This window comes from Zhouia amylolytica, assembly GCF_900116365.1.
In the GTDB taxonomy this organism is placed as follows: Bacteria; Bacteroidota; Bacteroidia; order Flavobacteriales; family Flavobacteriaceae; genus Zhouia; species Zhouia amylolytica.
This window is the reverse complement of sequence record NZ_FPAG01000001.1, coordinates 518222-535644: the sequence shown is the minus strand read 5'-3', so window position 1 is coordinate 535644 and position 17423 is coordinate 518222. Positions and strand designations below refer to the sequence as shown.

Annotated in this window: 18 protein-coding genes; 6 read left to right on the top strand and 12 right to left on the bottom strand. The window is 33.8% G+C overall.

Going from position 1 to position 17423, the window contains the following annotated elements:
- Positions 1-42: 42 nt before the first annotated feature.
- The 7 genes from BM361_RS02285 to BM361_RS16920 form a co-directional block, all read right to left on the bottom strand.
- Complete coding sequence (locus BM361_RS02285) at positions 43-987, bottom strand: FecR family protein (protein WP_074976607.1); 945 nt, start codon at positions 985-987, stop codon at positions 43-45.
- 68 nt (positions 988-1055) lie between these two features.
- Complete coding sequence (locus BM361_RS02280) at positions 1056-1622, bottom strand: RNA polymerase sigma-70 factor (RefSeq protein WP_051413588.1); 567 nt, start codon at positions 1620-1622, stop codon at positions 1056-1058.
- 292 nt (positions 1623-1914) lie between these two features.
- Complete coding sequence (locus BM361_RS02275) at positions 1915-2358, bottom strand: GNAT family N-acetyltransferase (protein WP_038268168.1); 444 nt, start codon at positions 2356-2358, stop codon at positions 1915-1917.
- A 12-nt stretch (positions 2359-2370) separates the two neighbouring features.
- Positions 2371-3282, bottom strand: coding sequence for a cation diffusion facilitator family transporter (locus BM361_RS02270; protein ID WP_038268171.1), 912 nt, complete (start codon positions 3280-3282; stop codon positions 2371-2373).
- Between the two features lie 5 nt (positions 3283-3287).
- Positions 3288-3722 carry a ribose 5-phosphate isomerase B gene (gene rpiB, locus BM361_RS02265; RefSeq protein WP_038268175.1) on the bottom strand — a complete coding sequence of 145 codons (435 nt, stop codon included), beginning with the start codon at positions 3720-3722 and terminating at the stop codon, positions 3288-3290.
- Positions 3723-4400: 678 nt separating this feature from the next.
- Complete coding sequence (locus BM361_RS02260) at positions 4401-4643, bottom strand: hypothetical protein (protein ID WP_038268178.1); 243 nt, start codon at positions 4641-4643, stop codon at positions 4401-4403.
- 201 nt (positions 4644-4844) lie between these two features.
- Positions 4845-5057, bottom strand: a complete 213-nt coding sequence (locus tag BM361_RS16920; protein WP_038268181.1) for a hypothetical protein — start codon at positions 5055-5057, stop codon at positions 4845-4847.
- Positions 5058-5151: 94 nt separating this feature from the next.
- On the opposite strand from BM361_RS16920, the gene BM361_RS02250 reads away from it, so the two are divergent.
- The 4 genes from BM361_RS02250 (at position 5152) to BM361_RS02235 (ending at position 9304) form a co-directional block, all read left to right on the top strand.
- Entirely contained in the window at positions 5152-7407 is a 2256-nt protein-coding gene (locus BM361_RS02250) for a ribonuclease R family protein (RefSeq protein WP_074976605.1), read from the top strand.
- A gap of 81 nt (positions 7408-7488) precedes the next feature.
- Positions 7489-8163, top strand: coding sequence for a head GIN domain-containing protein (locus BM361_RS02245; RefSeq protein ID WP_038268187.1), 675 nt, complete (start codon positions 7489-7491; stop codon positions 8161-8163).
- Positions 8164-8285: 122 nt separating this feature from the next.
- Positions 8286-8969 carry a LysE family translocator gene (locus tag BM361_RS02240; protein ID WP_038268190.1) on the top strand — a complete coding sequence of 228 codons (684 nt, stop codon included), beginning with the start codon at positions 8286-8288 and terminating at the stop codon, positions 8967-8969.
- A complete protein-coding gene (locus tag BM361_RS02235; protein WP_074976604.1) occupies positions 8966-9304 on the top strand; it encodes an avidin-fold protein in 339 nt (112 codons plus the stop codon). Before BM361_RS02240 ends, BM361_RS02235 begins: the two co-directional genes overlap by 4 nt.
- On the opposite strand, the gene BM361_RS02230 is transcribed toward BM361_RS02235, so the two are convergent.
- A complete protein-coding gene (locus tag BM361_RS02230; protein ID WP_074976603.1) occupies positions 9301-10800 on the bottom strand; it encodes a GH3 auxin-responsive promoter family protein in 1500 nt (499 codons plus the stop codon). The two genes, BM361_RS02235 and BM361_RS02230, sit on opposite strands and share 4 nt — an antisense overlap.
- A 6-nt stretch (positions 10801-10806) precedes the next feature.
- The gene (locus tag BM361_RS02225; RefSeq protein ID WP_074976601.1) at positions 10807-11676 is read right to left on the bottom strand and encodes a M23 family metallopeptidase; all 870 of its coding nucleotides are present in this window, start codon (positions 11674-11676) and stop codon (positions 10807-10809) included.
- Positions 11677-11885: 209 nt separating this feature from the next.
- On the opposite strand from BM361_RS02225, the gene BM361_RS02220 reads away from it, so the two are divergent.
- Entirely contained in the window at positions 11886-12077 is a 192-nt protein-coding gene (locus tag BM361_RS02220; RefSeq protein ID WP_038268202.1) for a twin-arginine translocase TatA/TatE family subunit, read from the top strand.
- Positions 12078-12122: 45 nt separating this feature from the next.
- On the opposite strand, the gene BM361_RS02215 is transcribed toward BM361_RS02220, so the two are convergent.
- The 3 genes from BM361_RS02215 to BM361_RS02205 form a co-directional block, all read right to left on the bottom strand.
- Positions 12123-13112 carry a DUF4837 family protein gene (locus tag BM361_RS02215; protein ID WP_074976600.1) on the bottom strand — a complete coding sequence of 330 codons (990 nt, stop codon included), beginning with the start codon at positions 13110-13112 and terminating at the stop codon, positions 12123-12125.
- Between the two features lie 24 nt (positions 13113-13136).
- A complete protein-coding gene (locus BM361_RS02210) occupies positions 13137-14699 on the bottom strand; it encodes a LysM peptidoglycan-binding domain-containing protein (RefSeq protein ID WP_074976598.1) in 1563 nt (520 codons plus the stop codon).
- A gap of 169 nt (positions 14700-14868) precedes the next feature.
- Positions 14869-16059 (bottom strand): phosphoglycerate kinase, encoded by a 1191-nt coding sequence (locus BM361_RS02205; protein WP_074976597.1) that lies wholly within the window; start codon positions 16057-16059, stop codon positions 14869-14871.
- 213 nt (positions 16060-16272) lie between these two features.
- Here BM361_RS02205 and BM361_RS02200 point away from each other — a divergent pair, with 213 nt between their 5' ends.
- Positions 16273-17418, top strand: a complete 1146-nt coding sequence (locus BM361_RS02200) for a DNA polymerase III subunit (RefSeq protein WP_074976595.1) — start codon at positions 16273-16275, stop codon at positions 17416-17418.
- The last annotated feature ends 5 nt before the right edge of the window (positions 17419-17423 follow it).

Below are 17423 nucleotides of genomic sequence, written 5' to 3'. Positions count from 1 at the left end.
AAATAATTAGCCTGAAAAGGTAAGTGCTGCAACACTTGCCTTTTATTTTTTCATTAATACTTCTATTTCTGTTTTATCATTGATTTTAAAGGTTATAGGCGACGATAATTCAAATAATTCTAATATTTGATTCAATGAAAGATTATCGAAAATGCCATTGTATTTATGTTCTAAAATTTTACTTGATTGTACTTTGAATACAACGTCGTAGGTTCTTTCCAGATCTTTTAAAACCTGGTCCATTGGAGTTTCGTTATAAATAAGTTTTCCTTTTCTCCAGGAGGTATAATGATGAGGGTCTACATCTTCAATAATGATTTGATCTTTTGTCTTTATATAGGTTGCCTTTTGAGAAGGATTTAATTCAACTGTTTTAAAAGTAGAATCTTCTATAATCTTAACCTTCCCTTCCACTAAGGTGGTTTCTATATATTGATCTTCCCTATATGATTTTATATTAAAGCTAGTACCTAAAACCTTTATTTTCATTCCGCTGGTGGTATAAACAATAAAAGGTTTTTCTTTATTCTCTGTTACATCAAAAAAGGCTTCTCCTTCTAGAATTACCTTGCGTTTAGAGCCTTCAAAATGTTTTTGATAGGTTAGGGAACTATTGCTGTTGAGAATAACTTTGGTGCTATCGGATAAATAGAATTCTTTCTTTTCACCTTTCTCTGCAATTATCTGAATTTTTGCATTCGAATTTTCAATTGGCAGTATGTCAGATTTATAGTTCCAATAAACCACAGAGGAGGTTATAATAGCTAATAAAACAATGGCATACTTATAAACATTCTTAGTGAAAGATTTTCTTTTGGGAGATGAAGTACCTGGGTCAGTACTTAAGGATTGAGCAATATGCTTTGCTTTTAACAATTCATATTGTCTTTGCCTTTTTGGGTTTTTAAACAACCATGCAATAACTTCCTTTTCCTTTTTTTCAGGAAGTTCATTTTTAATAAGTTTTAAAATTGTTTTTTTATTCATTCAAGAAACCCTTTACTATTATATACGAGAAAAGAGTTTACTACCCCCCAAATAAAAATCTGTTTTTATTAATTAAAGTACTCTGACAGGGTAGTTCTTAAATGCTTCAATACCTTGGTAATGTGGTTTTCTACGGTCTTTGGAGCAATTTGCAGTTCTTCTGAAATTTCTTTGTGTTTCTTTCCTTCGAACCTGCTTTTAATAAAGACAGTTTTACATTTATCAGGAAGTTGTTCCAGACTTTTTTCCACTTGTTTTTGAAGTTCTCTTTCTATAATACCAGATGCGGTATCGTTCGATAATGCATGATAGTTTAAAAGGTGTATTTGTTGCAGTGTATTAGATTCAACAGATAGTCTATTCTTTTTTGCTCTTAAATAATCAAGACAAGTATTACGGGTTATTCTGTATAAGTACCCTGTTACATTATTAGTAAAGTCTAGTGAATTTTTATTTTTCCAAACCTTTAAAAAAACGTCTTGTAAAAGTTCTTCGGCGTCCTCTTTAGAAACCACATACTGTCTTATAATTTCAAACAGCTTTGATGCGTGAAGTTCATATAAGGTATCAAACAAGGTATCTCCTTTTATTGGATCTGTTTTAACCGCATTCTTTGTTTCATCAAGAGATCGCATATCTGGAAGATTAATTCATAGTTTACTAATATAAAAAAAACATGTATCTATTTTTACAAATAAACAATTTTATTATTAATTAAATCTTAATTTAATGTAAGAAAAAGTAATATATTGAAAAATTATTAACCAATGAAATATTTTGAAGTCTTACGAATTCAGTTTTTTAATAAATAAATGAAAGTAAAGTTATGTTAATCTGTTTCTGGCAAGAACATATGCTCAAAAAGTCCTGAAAGGACTTTAATTCATGGGGGTGAAGGGTAATGAAAATAAGCTATAAAAATTGAAGTTATTCACGGATCATGGCAACATGAGGAATACCATCTTCCAGGTATTCTTCACCAACAGGTTCAAAACCATGCATTTGATAGAATTTAATCAAATAGGTTTGCGCTGATATTTTAATTCTGGATTGTTGATAGTGTTTTTTTATCGCTTCTATGGAAGCTTTAATTATATCATGGCCATAGCCGAATTGACGCTCAGTTTCTTTAACAACTACACGTCCGATACTAGGAAATTCAAAATAATCTCCAGCATTAAAAAGGCGGGTATATGCTACGATCTTTCCATCTTTTATACCCAATACATGAAGTGCTTTTTGATCTTTACCATCAATATCCTGATAAACGCAATCCTGTTCTACCACAAAAACTTCACTTCTTAACTGAAGTAGTTCATACAGTTCATTAGTAGTTAATTCATTATAGGTTTTAACAGTGATATCGATCATTCGGTTTAACTTTTAATCTTGAACAATAAAATCTTTTGGATCGTCTTTTTTAAACTCCGGTTGAATATTGACGTGGTTAATTCCGAAGTCTGTTTTAAGAAGTTCTTCTATTTGGTGTAGTATATGATTAAATTCATATAGATCTATGTTCTCTTTAAAATCAAGATGAGCTTCCAGGTGCATTTCATCATCATTTAAACACCAGATATGAATATGATGTAATTTATTAACTTTTGGTATTTGATGAACAGCTCGTGCCACCGCTTTTACATCTACACTATCAGGCGTAAAAAGCATTAACATTTTTGTAGATTCTTTTAAAAGGTCAAAACCCACATAAACCAGGTACACAGCAATTATAAAGGTGAGAAGACTATCTACCCAATATACCTGATAATACTTCATTAATAATCCGCCAATGAATACAGCAACACTTGCTAACATATCTGTTAATAAGTGTAAATATGCCGAACGCATATTGATGTTTTTATCAGCGTCTTTCTTGAGAATAAAAACACTTAAGCCATTCGCTATAATCCCCAAAAGGGATAACCAAATAACTAATTCTGAAGCAATTTCGTGGGGTTCTAAAAACCTTTTTACAGATTCTATAATAAGTAAAATGGCGATTACCACTAAGGTAACGCCATTTATAAACGCAGCTATTATTTCTGCTCTCTTATATCCAAAAGTACGATGGGTAGATGCCTTTTGTTTTGAAAGTCGATTCGCTATATAACTAATGACCAGCGAAACAACATCGGTAAAATTATGTAAGGCATCTGAAAGTAATGCTAAACTACCGGAGATAAAACCACCAATAACCTGAGAAAGGGTAATTACTATATTTAATATGATAGATATTAAAAGGTTTTTACCACTTATTGCGTTATGTTGATGCGATTGATGATTTACCTTCCCCATTTAATTTAGCAACCCATAGGTATCTTATTAATTCGGTTTTGATGTCTTCCACCTTCAAATTCAGTATTTAAAAAGGTTTCAACAATTTCAATAGCTTGTGGAATCGCCGTAAATCTTGCAGGAATACATAAGATATTAGCATTATTGTGAGCTCTGGTTAACTCCGCTATTTCCTTATTCCAGGAAAGACCAGCTCTGATTCCCTGATGTTTATTAGCAGTCATCGCTACCCCATTAGCACTTCCACATACTAAAATACCAAAATCAGCTTTGTTATTCTCTACATCATTAGCTACGGGATGAACAAAGTCAGGATAATCAACACTAGAAGTCTCATCAGTTCCATAGTTGGTTACTTCTATCCCTTTAGATTTTAAATACTCAACGATGGCAAATTTATAATCTGTACCAGCGTGATCGTTTCCTATTGCAATTTTCATTTGTTATAATTGTGTTGTTTAAACTGGTACAAAGGTAGTAAATAGCCTAGTTTAGAATCGTTAAGATGAAAATAAAATTATTTTCCTTCCTATTTTTAAACCTAAACAATATAATTATAAGGTGGATTACCTAATAATCGAGGTATTCAACACGATAATGTATTGTATTTAAAGGGTTTATATCGTAATTAAACAGTTATTAACAATGGTGTTTATTCAAAAGGTAAAAGCCTTATAAATAAAGAGGTTCTTTATTAACACAATCGTTAATAACTAATGCTTAAAAAAGGAATTAAAAATTTGGTGAATACAATTATAATCGAATAATGATTTTTTAATTGAATTGTGCAACTAAAGTTTTTTGGATTTGTTTCTTTTTTATCAATACCGAATTCAACAGTTATCAACATAAATTAACAGTCGATTTATTAAAATTTAAATCCAGTTAACAATTATCAACGGTTGTTAATTAAATATAAAAACTGTCTTATTTACAATTATTTAACGCCAAATAGAATTGTTAATTACTGTTTATAACGCTCCATAACTTCAACAAAAAAGAAAATCAACGAAAAGTTTTTCTACATATTCACAAGCAATAATAACAATCATAATAGATTTAAAATTTTTAAAAAAAGAAAAAGTATATAATGTATAATGTTTAAAATGTGAATAAGGTTAAACTAGTTTTAGATGTGAGTTAGGTTGATTTAAATCGTTTATGATTTCCTTTACGAAATCTACGTATGCCTTGTGTACTTTTAATTTAATGCCTCCGAGGGCGAATGAATAGAAGGGAGATACGGAAACAATGGTTTCATTCTCAAAAAAAAAGGGTACTTCCTCTTCGGTTAATACAGATTTTAAAACGATGTATTCGTGAGGATAGGTAAATGTAGCTACGGTAATGAAATTTTTCATAAGCACCTGTTTTTTGGGCTTATAATAAAGATACCAAGAACTTTTTAATATTAATTTGATATTCAGGAAAATTATTTGATTCGCTTGAATTCAAGTACTTTATGGATTGTACGATGTTTAAGATCGAATATTAAATTTAGAACAATTAATGGTTGTTAAATAGCGATTTTCCGGATAGGAAACCAGGAAGCTTACAGAAAATTAATACTTGTAAATGGTTCTGATATGATCTTTTTGCTTAGTTTTGCTACTGTCTACTGCATGTAAGACCTCCTTTTTCTCTAAAGAGTAGTTGATGTATACTGTAAAAGAGATTAAACCCATTATAAAAATGGAGGCAAAAAATATGATTATTTTATAAACTCGTTTCACAGATTCTAAGACTTTGTACTTTATAGACGAAGATAAATCCATAATGTTACAGTTTTTTTAATAAAATTTTAACTTTTTTTAAAGCCTGTAGATTCAAATCTTTTATTTGTATTTTACAGCAATTATTAAATTATATATGACGAAAAGAAAGAAAAGAGCTGAAAAGCAGCGGAAGGTAGAAATAACTAAAGGAATTTTTTCCGTACTTGAAAAGAACAAAAATCAACCACTAAACTATAAACAAATAGCTTCTAAACTGGGTATTAAAGATACCAGCGGAAGAAATTTATTGATTAAACGTTTAGGTCAGTTAAAAGCTAAAAATAAGATTGAAGAGGTTGAAAGAGGAAAATATAAAGTTATTCCTTCTCAAAATTATTATACCGGAATTGTAGATATTACCGGCAGAGGAAATGCTTATGTAATTTGCGACGACCTGGAAAAGGACGTTTTTATTCCATCATCCCTTTTAAGTAAAGCACTTCATGGCGATGAAGTGGAAGTATATGTTTTTCCACGAAGAAGAGGATCCAAGCGTTTGGAAGGTGAGATCACCAAAGTTATCAACAGAAAGCGAACGACCTTTGTTGGGATTGTACAAATGCAGAAGAATTTTGCCTTTGTCGTACCTGGAGATTTTAGAATGTATACAGATATTTTTGTTGCTAAAAACAAAATTAACGAAGCAGAAGATGGCGATAAGGTGTTGGTAGAAATTACCGATTGGCCGGATAAGGCTGAATCGCCATATGGTAAAATCATTAAAGTTCTTGGAAAGCCAGGAGAGCATCAGACTGAAATGCATGCGATTCTAGCCGAATATGGTCTTCCATATGAATTTCCAGGGGATGTAGAACATTTTGCCAATAAACTCGATACTTCTATTCAGGAGAGTGAAATTAAGAAAAGGCGCGATATGCGTGGGGTTACCACATTTACCATCGATCCTAAGGATGCAAAGGATTTTGATGATGCCTTGTCTTTTCAGGTACTTGATAATGGTAATTATGAAATAGGAATTCATATTGCAGATGTATCGCATTATGTTCAACCTGGTTCTATACTGGATGATGAAGCTTACAATCGTGCAACTTCGGTTTATTTGGTTGACAGGGTGGTACCGATGTTACCTGAGGTATTATCGAATAATGCTTGTTCCCTAAGACCAAATGAAGAAAAGTATACCTTTTCGGCGGTCTTTGAAATCGATCAAAACGCAGGGATTAAAAATCAATGGTTTGGAAGAACCGTGACCTATTCTGATCAGCGTTTTGCTTATGAAGAAGCACAACACATTATTGAGAATTATGAACTTGAGGATGGTGTTGATAACCCTAAAATTCTTCACAAGGAAACCGGAAAAGCTGATGCTGTGTCTATTCCTCAGGAATTATCGTTAAGTGAAAAAGAATACGAGGTTAGCGATACCATTGCAGAAGCAATTTTGGTTTTGGATAAACTGGCAAAAGTTATGCGTCACAGAAGAATGGATGCCGGGGCTATTTCATTTGATAAAGTGGAGGTTAAATTTCGATTGAATGAAGAAAACGATCCGATGGGAGTTTACTTTAAGGAAGCTAAGGATGCCAATAAACTTATTGAAGAGTTTATGTTATTAGCCAATCGCCGGGTAGCTGAATTTATTGGTAAACAAAAAAAGACTTTTGTTTACAGGGTGCATGATGAACCTGATGACGAAAAATTAATACAGTTAAATGGCGTTATATCTCGTTTTGGATATAGTGTTAACCTTAAGAGTAGAAAAACCATTACAAGCTCTTTAAATCAGTTATTGGATGAAGTGCAGGGTAAAAAGGAACAAAACCTTGTGGATACCCTTGCTATCCGAAGTATGAGTAAGGCTGAGTATACCACTGAGAATATTGGTCATTACGGATTGGCGTTTGATTATTATACCCACTTTACATCTCCGATAAGAAGGTATCCTGACGTTATGGTACATCGTTTATTGCAGCATTATCTGGATGGTGGTGAATCTGCAAAGGAAGAAGAGTATCAGGAAAAATGCAGACATTCTTCTCAAATGGAAGGTCTTGCTGCCAGTGCGGAACGTGACTCTGTGAAATACATGCAGATCAAATTTATGGAAGATCATAAGGATCAGGATTTTATTGGTGTTATTTCGGGAGTTACCGAATGGGGAATTTACGTAGAAATCATTGAAAATAAATGTGAGGGCATGGTGCGCATCAGGGACATAAAGGACGATTATTATGTTTTTGATGAACAACAATACGCGCTTGTTGGAGAGGTTACCAAAAATATGTATCAGTTAGGTGATGAAGTCATGGTGACTGTTAAGAATACAGATTTGATTAAACGTCATCTCGATTTTGAATTGTTAGGAAAGAAAGAAGAAGTATTGAGCTGATTATTTTTAGATTTTAGGATCACAAAGGCACAATAATTGTTGGAAGGATCGTTAACAATTAAATCTAAAATGTATTTACGTATGAAGAAAGTATTTTCAATACTCATGTTTGTATCAAGCTTTACGCTCTTGGCGCAAGATAAAGTTGTTAAGGAGTTAGGTGAGTTTTCAGAAATAAAAGCCTTTGATGGGATCTCTGTTAACCTGGTTAAATCTGATGAAAATAAGGCTATTGTTACCGGAGATGATGTTCATAAAGTAGTATTTGTTAACAATGGTGGAAAGTTAAAGATCAGGATGGAGATCGATAAAGTATTCAGTGGTTTTGAAACTTTTGTAGAGGTACATTACAAAGGAAGAATAGAAACTGTAGATGTTAATGAGAATGCCTTTGTAACTTCTAAAGATCTTATTAAACAGGAAACTTTAGAGCTAAAAGCACAGGAAGGTGGAGAAATTGATTTGAAACTCGAAGTACTCCGACTGAATGTAAAATCTATTACCGGTGGTATTATTGAAACCAGTGGTACTGCCAAGAATCAGGTGGTTCGTATCAATACCGGCGGACAGTACGAGGGTGACCGCTTGCAAACCGAACAAACCGATGTAGATGTCAATGCAGGAGGTACCGCTTATGTAAAGGCTTCTGAATTGGTTGAAGCTAAAGTTAGGGCCGGAGGTACGATTCGAATATTTGGTAAACCTAAGGTAATTGATCAGCAAAAACTTATCGGAGGTAAGATTATAGAACAATAAATATTGTTAAAATATATCTTTAAAAAATCAGCATATTCCATATTATATGCTGATTTTTTTGTTTTATCTCACTATTTTTGAAAATGTAAACCTTAATTATTACATTTTTTAACCGTTTCTAAATGACTCAAGACATTCTTTCTGCCATTCCGTGGGGTATATTATTAGCATTTACCATAGGACCGGTATTTTTTGTTTTGTTAGAAACCAGTGCATTAAAGGGATTCAGAGCTGGTTTGGCTTTAGATGTTGGTGTGGTATTAGGGGATATATTCTTTATTCTGATTGCTTATTTCAGTACCAATAAAATTTTAGAACGACTTAAGGATGAACCGGCATTGTTTATATTCGGTGGACTTATTCTATTGGTTTATGGAGTTATCTCTTTTATAAGAAACAGACGTAATTATCGAAGAGTTAAGGATGATGAACTTGAAGATTTCTTACCCAAAAAGAATTACCTGAATCTGGCGTTAAAAGGTTTTGTGCTCAATTTTATTAATATTGGTGTACTTGGGTTTTGGTTGGGAGTTATTATTGTTTTCGGACCAAAATTGGATATGAATCCAAATAGGATTTTTGTTTTTATAGCAACCATCCTTGTGACCTATTTATTGGTTGACTGTATTAAAATTTTACTTGCTAAGCAATTAAAAAGTAAGCTTACTCCTTACCGGATATTTAAGATTAAACGGGTGATTAGTATTGTCTTGATGTTTTTTGGATTTGCTTTAATCATTCAGGGTTTCTTTCCGAATGAAAAGGAAAAACTCAAGGATGCTATAGAAGACATACGAAACCGATGATTAACTACCATAATAAAATTTTTAAAACTGTTCGTAATTCCGATAACGGCGAAACCTCTTCTGAAACTGAATTTCGTTATCAGCAAGAGGGCAATATTTTAACTTCTGTTTATAAAGGAGGTCGTATTGTTTATGGACATTTATTGGGAATTGTACATGAGGATAGTAGTATCACCATGAAGTATCATCAGATAAATAAACAGGGTGAATTACTGACTGGTCAATGCCATTCAATACCTGAAATAATGCCTAATGGAAAAATAAGGCTTCATGAGACCTGGCAGTGGACTTCGGGCGATTTATCTGAAGGGACTTCGGTTATTGAAGAGGTTTAGCGAATAACAAAACCTTTTAAACCTTCTGCTAATTTTCGATCGTTAGATAACCTTTGAATTTTATTTTGTCCTCCGAGTTTACCTATTGATTTCATATACGAGGTAAAACCGCCATTTTCGATTTTACTTATTTTTAAGGTTTGCAATATCTTACCTTGAATTAGATCGTAATAATAACTATTTTGTTGTTGTAATGACGCATCTATTGTTTGAGCAAAGGATGCGAGATCCTGAGGTTCTTCTTCAAATTCGATAAACCATTCATGGTAGGGTAATTCATCACCTTCCGGATTGATTTGAGGTGCCACCGTAAATTCATTTATTGAGGCATTAGAAGCTTTTATCGCTTCATTTAAGGCCTCTTCTACTTCCTTGGCGATAACATGTTCACCGAAGGCAGAAATAAAGTGTTTAATACGTCCGCTAACGATAATGCGATATGGGTCTGTCGAAGTGAATTGAATAGTATCTCCGAGATTGTATGCCCAGAGTCCGGCATTTGTAGAGATGATCATTACATAATTAACACCAACCTCAACATCTTTAATGGTAAGACGTTTTGGATTCTCATCAAAGAATTCATCGGCTTTTACAAATTCATAAAAAATACCGGCATCCAAAAGTAGCAGCATACCGTTTTCTTTTTGTGAATCCTGATATGCAAAAAATCCTTCACTTGCCGGAAATAATTCAATACTATCTACTTTTCTGCCAATAAGATTTTCAAATTTAGATCTGTAGGGTTCGTAATTAACACCGCCGTAAATAAACAACTGAAAGTTTTTAAAAATATCACCTACTTTTTTATTGGTTTTATCATGTAAGCGTTCAAAATACATTTGTACCCATGAAGGTATACCGCTAATCACAGTCATATCTTCCTTTATGGTTTCTTCTACAATGGCATCTACTTTTGTTTCCCAATCCTCAATACAATTGGTTTCCCAAGTGGGCATTCTGTTTTTTTGGAGATACTTCGGAATATAATGTGCCACGATTCCTGAAAGGCGACCGAGTTTTATACCATGCTTTTCATTAAGAACCGGACTTCCTTGTAAAAAGATCATTTTACCATCGACAAAAGCTGCATTTTTAGTTTCATGAATGTAACATAGAATAGCATTTCTGGCTGCTTCTATATGATATGGCATGGATGCTTTTGTAATTGGAATGTATTTAGCTCCGGAGGTGGTTCCTGAGGTTTTGGCAAAATAGAGGGGTTTACCAGGCCAAAGAATATCTTCTTTCCCTTCTACAACTTTATCAACATACGATCTTAAAGCTTCGTAGTCTCTTACAGGAACGCGCTGAAGAAAGTCTTCATGATTGTTAATACTTATAAAGTCATGATCTTTACCAAAAGCTGTCCCTGCAGCACTGGCTATTAATTCCTGAAATACCTTTTCCTGAGCTTCAACGGGATGTTGAGCCCATTTTTGTATTTTTTTATAAACGTTTCTGGCAAATATTCTCGCAGCAAATGCTTTTATCGACATAGGTATTTATTCAAAATCAATATACTCTTCTGGGTTTACCGGGTTACCCTCACTCCACAATTCAAAATGTAAATGCGGACCGGTAGTGAGTTCTCCGGTATTGCCAACATTGGCAATGACTTCACCTGATTTAACTAAATCTCCTTGCTTTTTAGTTAATGAAGCGTTGTGTTTATAGACAGATATAAGGCCATAACCATGTTCAATGATTATGACATGTCCTGTTTCTGCAGTCCATTCAGAAAATATTACCGTACCATCTGCAACCGATTTAACAGGACTTCCCTCGGGGGCAACAATATCTACAGCAAAATGCTTTTCTTTTGCGTTGTAGGTATTGGTAATGGTTCCTTTTATAGGGGGAAACAACACAAAATCCATGCTGGATGATGCTGTTTCAAAGACATTGTATTTGTCTTCATGTGCTACTTCGGCACGTAGTAAAGAATCTTGTTTATTAGGAAGTAGATTTAACTGGGCAGTATCCTTCTTAAATTCGTCAAAGAGGGAATCTTTATCCATCTTTTCCATTTTGATATCACCTCTTAAAACCTGTTGAATTCTATCAAAATACAATTCATTAGTTGCTAATTTAGTTTCCAGTGAATCTACTTCATAGGCTAGTCTGGTGGCTTTCTGCTTAAGTGCGGTAGAGGCATATCCCGGGATGTATTCCCTCAATGGAGTAAAAGCAATAAGTACCGTAGTAATAGCAATGAGGAAAATAGCGAATAGGGTGCCTATTACAAATACATTGAGCCTGTTGAGTTTAAGAGAAAAGCGTTCTTCGAACGTATCTTCATTTAAAACTACTAACCTGTATTTATGCAGTAACTTTTTCTTTAATTGCTTTCTTTTACTTTTCTTTTTCTCCATGGAAAAACAAATATAGTTTTTTAAACTTTTTATTTATCCTAAAATATTCTGAAATCCCTATAAATTGAAGTTATGTTTGTAGTGTAGTTTCTTTTATATAAGTGAATTTCATCACACTTTTAATTGGAATATTTATAATATAAACTTATGAAATAACGTGGGTATTAAAGTTTTCTTATTACCTTTGTTTCAATAAAATTAAGAATCAAATGTTTGGATTACATATTTTTCTAGGAATGATTGGCCCATGGCAAATTGCAATTATCGTTGTTCTAGTGCTATTATTATTTGGTGGAAAGAAAATACCAGAATTAATGAGAGGCCTTGGTAGTGGTATAAAAGAATTTAAAGATGCCACTAAAAATGAAGATGAAGATAACCAGATTGAAGAAAAGAAATAAGTTATCAATAAAAAAAAACCTCGCTATTAGCGAGGTTTTTTTTGTTTATATAGTATTCTTCTTTTCTATTTTAAGTGTTTTCAGTATGGATTCTAACTGAAACATATAATCGCGTTTATCGGTTGAAGGGGCAAAGGTAAATCCTTCAAGAACCAATGTACGGTCGTTAATAGGATCCTTAACGATATAATTTATAAACGGACCTGCCATAAAGAAGTTTTTAACCTCCCACATACCTTTTGTTTCAATGGCTTCGTATCCATTAATATTGGAATCAAAGATATAAGGCGCATAGGCTTTCTCAGTTACCATCCACATCGTTTCCGGATTTCTTCCAGGAACATATTTTTTACCGATAGAATCTCTCATTTTAATAATTTGATCTACACGGGTACTATCTGTGGGATAATAATCTTTAGGCATTTCATAAACGATAATGTTCATGGTTCCTTTCGGAATTTGTCTTTCGATCCAAAAGAAATTATGATCTTCTTTTACGATCTTATAAACAGAAGGCATCGTTAATGAAACTCCTAACTTATTCTTTAATTCATTCTCCTTATTCAGGGACAGTTTAAACCTGTTTTGAGTTTCTTTAATGTCGTGTTTTTTGAAGGTACTTATAATTTCATCAGAATTGGCCTTGATAGCTTCTATCAGGCTTTCTGCTGTACTTCCTTTAATAAAGGCTACCTTTTGTGGTCTTGCGTATACATCGTCTTTAATAGCTGCTACATTAGAAGAATCTTGAGCTACATAAAGAATGTTACGACTATTACGAGCAAAATCGGTAAAGACTTCAGGAGGCATCTGATGAATGGTAAAAAGTGGCTCTTCCCAAGGTAATCCATCTACCGGTGCAGCAAAATGATCTCTGATCTCATCCCCTACCTTACCATTCCAAAGGTTATTGTCGATAACCACAGATAGTGTATTTATAGCACCTACTGAATTAGGTAAAACTCTTTTCGAATCCTTCTCTTGACAAGAGAAAATAAGCACACCAAGGGTTATTAAAACAAGAATTTTTTTCATTTTATTTTTGATTTAGCTGTGTTTCTAACATTTGCATAATTTAATTTTCATGCCAGGTTTTAAACTTCTACCGCTAATATCGTTCCATTCTTGTAAGTTTTTAACAGAAATTCCAGGAAATTTATTTGCAATACCCCATAGTGTGTCACCACTTCGAACCACGTATTCTTTTAAACCCTTAGTGTTTACAGTACTTGAGCTGCCAGATGACTTCTTAACTGCTACAGGTTTTTTAGGATAAATTTTTAAACGTTGACCAATTCGTATGGTATTACCTCTAAGGCCATTCCATCTTTTTATATCACTAACCCGTACGCCGTAACGTTCGGCTATTTTACCTAATACATCTCCACTTCTTACTCTGTGAGTAACCTGAGAATCCATTTTAAAGAGTTGAGGAAGCGGTTTCTCTTTTTTGGCTAGTTCTTCATCAATATGTTTATAGATAGCAGCTTCATTGGCTACAAATCTGCCAATATCCTTATTAGGCAGTCTTAAGATATGTACCTCGTCTTCGATATAAGGAATAACATCTATTTTATATGAGGGATTGAAGAATTGAACTTCTTCAACATCTATGTTTATCAGTTCTGAAATCTGATCAAAGGTGATCATTTTTTTAACCTGAATCGTATCGGTTTCAAAGTAGGCTACCTCTCCTCTTGGATCTGTTTTAAAGCCATGTTCTTCAGCATATTCAAAAATATACATCATAGTTAAAAATGCAGGAACATATCCGGCGGTCTCTCTTGGTAAAAATGGTCGTAGATTCCAATAATTTTCGTAACCACCACTTCGTCTTATCGCCTTGGATACATTACCCGGACCTGAATTATATGCTGCCAGTGCCAGGTCCCAGTCACCAAAGATATCATACAGTTTTGACAGATATTTAGAAGCTGCCTGGGTCGATTGAATAGGATCTCTTCTTTCATCTACATAGCTATTAACTTCTAAGCCATACATTCTACCCGTTTGAAACATAAATTGCCATAGACCTGTTGCACCAACCCTGGATCTGGCTTTAGGATTCAATGCTGATTCTATAACTGCCAGATATTTCATTTCTAACGGAATATCATTACGATCTAATTCTTCTTCGAACATTGGAAAGTAGAAACTACTTTTATTGATCATTCGTTGAACGAAGCCCCTCCTGTTTTTCAGGAACATTTTAATAACACTTTCTAATGATGGATTATACGCAACATTAAATGGTGTTTTTTGATTTAATTTCTCTAATCGCTTTTTAAGGGTATCGGTAGGAAGCTCCTGATATTCTACCTCTTCATAATCTAAACTTGTTATGTCGTTATAAAGGGTGTCAAAAAGTTCAGACTCATAGAGTTCCTGTAACCACAAACTATCATATTTAGCTGCCATCTCATTATCTTTGAGATTGTATCGACCTTCTGCTTTTAATAGTTTTTTGAGATCGTTAGAAATAGAATCTTTTGAAGTTTCGATGGTAATTTCTTGCTGATTCTTTATGATTGAATCGTTCGATTGTTCTGGTTTTGCAGGTTGCTGAGCAGCCGTTAAAAACGGAACAATGAAGGTTATCAGTATCAAAATCCTTTTCATCATCAAATTAATTTATTTAGAAAATAACACGAATTCGCCAAAAATCGTATTTTTTTGGTTATTTAACCGTTTAGAAATGTTAAAATACACGTAAAGTAGCCTTTATAGTGGCTTTAATAAAAAAGCGATATCAGATTTGATATCGCTTTTTTTATACGAATTTGTGGTATCCTTAATCTAGAATAGCCGCTATACCAGGTAATTTTTTACCTTCTAAACTTTCAAGCATGGCCCCACCACCGGTAGATACATAACTTACTTTATCTTCAAAACCAAATTGTTTAACTGCAGCAACTGAATCTCCTCCACCAACTAATGAAAAAGCTCCATTCTTTGTGGCTTCGTCTATAAAATTACCAATGGCGATTGTCCCTTTAGAAAAGTTTTCCATCTCAAATACTCCTACAGGACCATTCCAAAGAATAGTTTTCGATTGATAGATAACCTTTTTAAAGTTTTCCAGGGTAAGTGGACCGGCATCTAGTCCTTGCCATCCATCCGGGATTTTATCTACGTCTACCGTTTGAGTGTTGGCGGTATTACTAAAGTCATCTGCAGCAATTACATCGACAGGAATATGTACTTCTACCCCTTTCTTTTTTGCTTCAGCTAATATGTTTAAGGCAAGTTCTTGTTTATCATCTTCACAAATAGAATCACCGATTTTACCTCCCTGAGCTTTCACGAAAGTATAGGTCATACCACCGCCGATTATTAAATGATCTACCTTATCTAAAATGTTTTCTATAATGGTAATTTTCGAAGATACTTTTGCACCTCCAAGAATAGCTGTAATTGGTTTCTCACCACTTTGTAATACCTTGTCGATAGCTTCTATTTCCTTAGCCATTAGATATCCAAAGCATTTATTATCATCAAAAAACTGAGCTATAATAGCAGTAGATGCGTGTGCTCTGTGTGCTGTTCCGAAGGCATCGTTAATATAAATATCACCTAGTTTCGAAAGTTGAGCGGCAAATTCTTTATCGCCTTTTTCTTCTTCAGCATGAAAACGCAGGTTTTCCAACAATAGGATTTCACCTGATTTTAGATTAGCAAGTGCTTCTTCAGCTTTTTGCCCAACACAATCTTCAACAAATTTTACTTTTACACCCAGAATTTCAGAAACAGTGTTAACGATATGGGTCATAGACATATCCGGGTTTACCTGTCCTTTCGGACGTCCTAAATGACTCATTAAAACAGCGCTTCCGCCATCTTCTAAAACCTTTATGATTGTAGGTTTAGCTGCTTCTATTCTAGTGGTATCCGTTACATTAAAATCAGCATTTAAAGGAACATTAAAATCTACTCTTATAAGAGCCTTTTTACCTGAAAAGTTAAAATTGTCAATTGTCTTCATACACATAATGTTATTGAAGCCCAAAGGTAGTTATTTATTGTTTGTAGAGAAATTAGAATTCTTTATAAATCGTTAAATATTGGGGTTATTTGTTGTAATAAACAACTGGTTAATACATTTTATGGACCGAAATCGTTTTCAAAAAGTTTTATAGCATTATTCTATTCTTATAAAATTCTTCATCTTTGCTGTATTCTAGTTTATCAATATTACATGTTATTTTCTGAAATATTAGGACAGTCTCATATTAAAAAGCATTTAGTGTTCAGTGCTGATAATGGTCGTATTCCTCACGCCCAATTGTTTATAGGTCCGGAAGGTTCCGGAACCTTACCCTTGGCAATTGCCTATGCTCAATATATTTTATGCGGTAATAAGGATGGAGAAAATGACAGTGGAAATGCTGCGTGTAATGCTAAGTTTAATGCGTTAACCCATCCTGATCTACATTTTGCGTTTCCGGTGGCAACCACCAGCAAGATAAAGCAACATCCGGTAAGTAGTCATTTTCTGGAGGAGTGGCGATCTTTTGTAAAAGAACAGCCCTATGGTAATTTATTTGATTGGTATCAGGTGTTGGGAATTGAAAATAAGCAAGGTCAAATAGGTGTTGATGAAGCGCAGGATATTGTAAAATCACTTTCTCTCAAGTCATTTGAAGGAGGTTATAAGGTGATGATTATCTGGATGGCGGATAAGTTGAATACATCTGCTTCTAATAAGCTATTAAAACTTATTGAAGAACCACCTAATAAAACGGTTTTTTTACTGATTGCTGAGGATGAGGAGCAGATTATACAAACCATTAAATCTCGTTGCCAAATATTGCATTTTCCACCATTGGCAGAGAAGGATATTGTTGAAGCACTGGAACGTAGGAATATGAATAGTAATGAGGCCGTTAAAATTGCACACCGCGCCAACGGTAACTTTAACAAGGCTATTGATCTAATGAACAGGGATTCTGAAGATTTAGTCTTTGAACGTTGGTTTGTAGCCTGGGTAAGGAGTGCATTTCGTGCTAAGGGAAATAAGAAGGTAATTCACGATCTTATAAACTGGAGTGAGGAGGTTGCCAAAACGGGTCGGGAAACCCAAAAGAAATTTCTGGGTTATTGCCTCGATGTATTCAGACAAGCCTTGTTATTGAACTATAAGGCCGATTCATTGGTGTATATGGAAATGGAAACTGAAGGCTTTAAACTGGAGAAGTTTGCCCCTTTTGTAAATGGAAGTAACATCGTTGAGATTTCGAAGGAAATACAAGATGCGGCCTATCATATTGAGAGGAATGGTAATGCCAAGATTATTTTTACGGATCTTAGTATTAAACTAACCCGATTATTACATAAGAAATAAACCTT

Bases quoted from the DNA above. Each gene is read 5' to 3' on its own strand.
- BM361_RS02285 (WP_074976607.1), bottom strand. From the start codon at position 987: ATGAATAAAAAAACAATTTTAAAACTTATTAAAAATGAACTTCCTGAA.
- BM361_RS02205 (WP_074976597.1), bottom strand. From the start codon at position 16,059: ATGAAGACAATTGACAATTTTAACTTTTCAGGTAAAAAGGCTCTTATA.
- BM361_RS02280 (WP_051413588.1), bottom strand. From the start codon at position 1,622: ATGCGATCTCTTGATGAAACAAAGAATGCGGTTAAAACAGATCCAATA.
- BM361_RS02250 (WP_074976605.1), top strand. From the start codon at position 5,152: ATGACGAAAAGAAAGAAAAGAGCTGAAAAGCAGCGGAAGGTAGAAATA.
- BM361_RS02260 (WP_038268178.1), bottom strand. From the start codon at position 4,643: ATGAAAAATTTCATTACCGTAGCTACATTTACCTATCCTCACGAATAC.
- BM361_RS02275 (WP_038268168.1), bottom strand. From the start codon at position 2,358: ATGATCGATATCACTGTTAAAACCTATAATGAATTAACTACTAATGAA.
- BM361_RS02215 (WP_074976600.1), bottom strand. From the start codon at position 13,112: ATGAAAAAAATTCTTGTTTTAATAACCCTTGGTGTGCTTATTTTCTCT.
- BM361_RS02220 (WP_038268202.1), top strand. From the start codon at position 11,886: ATGTTTGGATTACATATTTTTCTAGGAATGATTGGCCCATGGCAAATT.
- BM361_RS02225 (WP_074976601.1), bottom strand. From the start codon at position 11,676: ATGGAGAAAAAGAAAAGTAAAAGAAAGCAATTAAAGAAAAAGTTACTG.
- BM361_RS02240 (WP_038268190.1), top strand. From the start codon at position 8,286: ATGACTCAAGACATTCTTTCTGCCATTCCGTGGGGTATATTATTAGCA.
- BM361_RS02270 (WP_038268171.1), bottom strand. From the start codon at position 3,282: ATGGGGAAGGTAAATCATCAATCGCATCAACATAACGCAATAAGTGGT.
- rpiB (WP_038268175.1), bottom strand. From the start codon at position 3,722: ATGAAAATTGCAATAGGAAACGATCACGCTGGTACAGATTATAAATTT.
- BM361_RS02245 (WP_038268187.1), top strand. From the start codon at position 7,489: ATGAAGAAAGTATTTTCAATACTCATGTTTGTATCAAGCTTTACGCTC.
- BM361_RS16920 (WP_038268181.1), bottom strand. From the start codon at position 5,057: ATGGATTTATCTTCGTCTATAAAGTACAAAGTCTTAGAATCTGTGAAA.
- BM361_RS02235 (WP_074976604.1), top strand. From the start codon at position 8,966: ATGATTAACTACCATAATAAAATTTTTAAAACTGTTCGTAATTCCGAT.
- BM361_RS02200 (WP_074976595.1), top strand. From the start codon at position 16,273: ATGTTATTTTCTGAAATATTAGGACAGTCTCATATTAAAAAGCATTTA.
- BM361_RS02230 (WP_074976603.1), bottom strand. From the start codon at position 10,800: ATGTCGATAAAAGCATTTGCTGCGAGAATATTTGCCAGAAACGTTTAT.
- BM361_RS02210 (WP_074976598.1), bottom strand. From the start codon at position 14,699: ATGATGAAAAGGATTTTGATACTGATAACCTTCATTGTTCCGTTTTTA.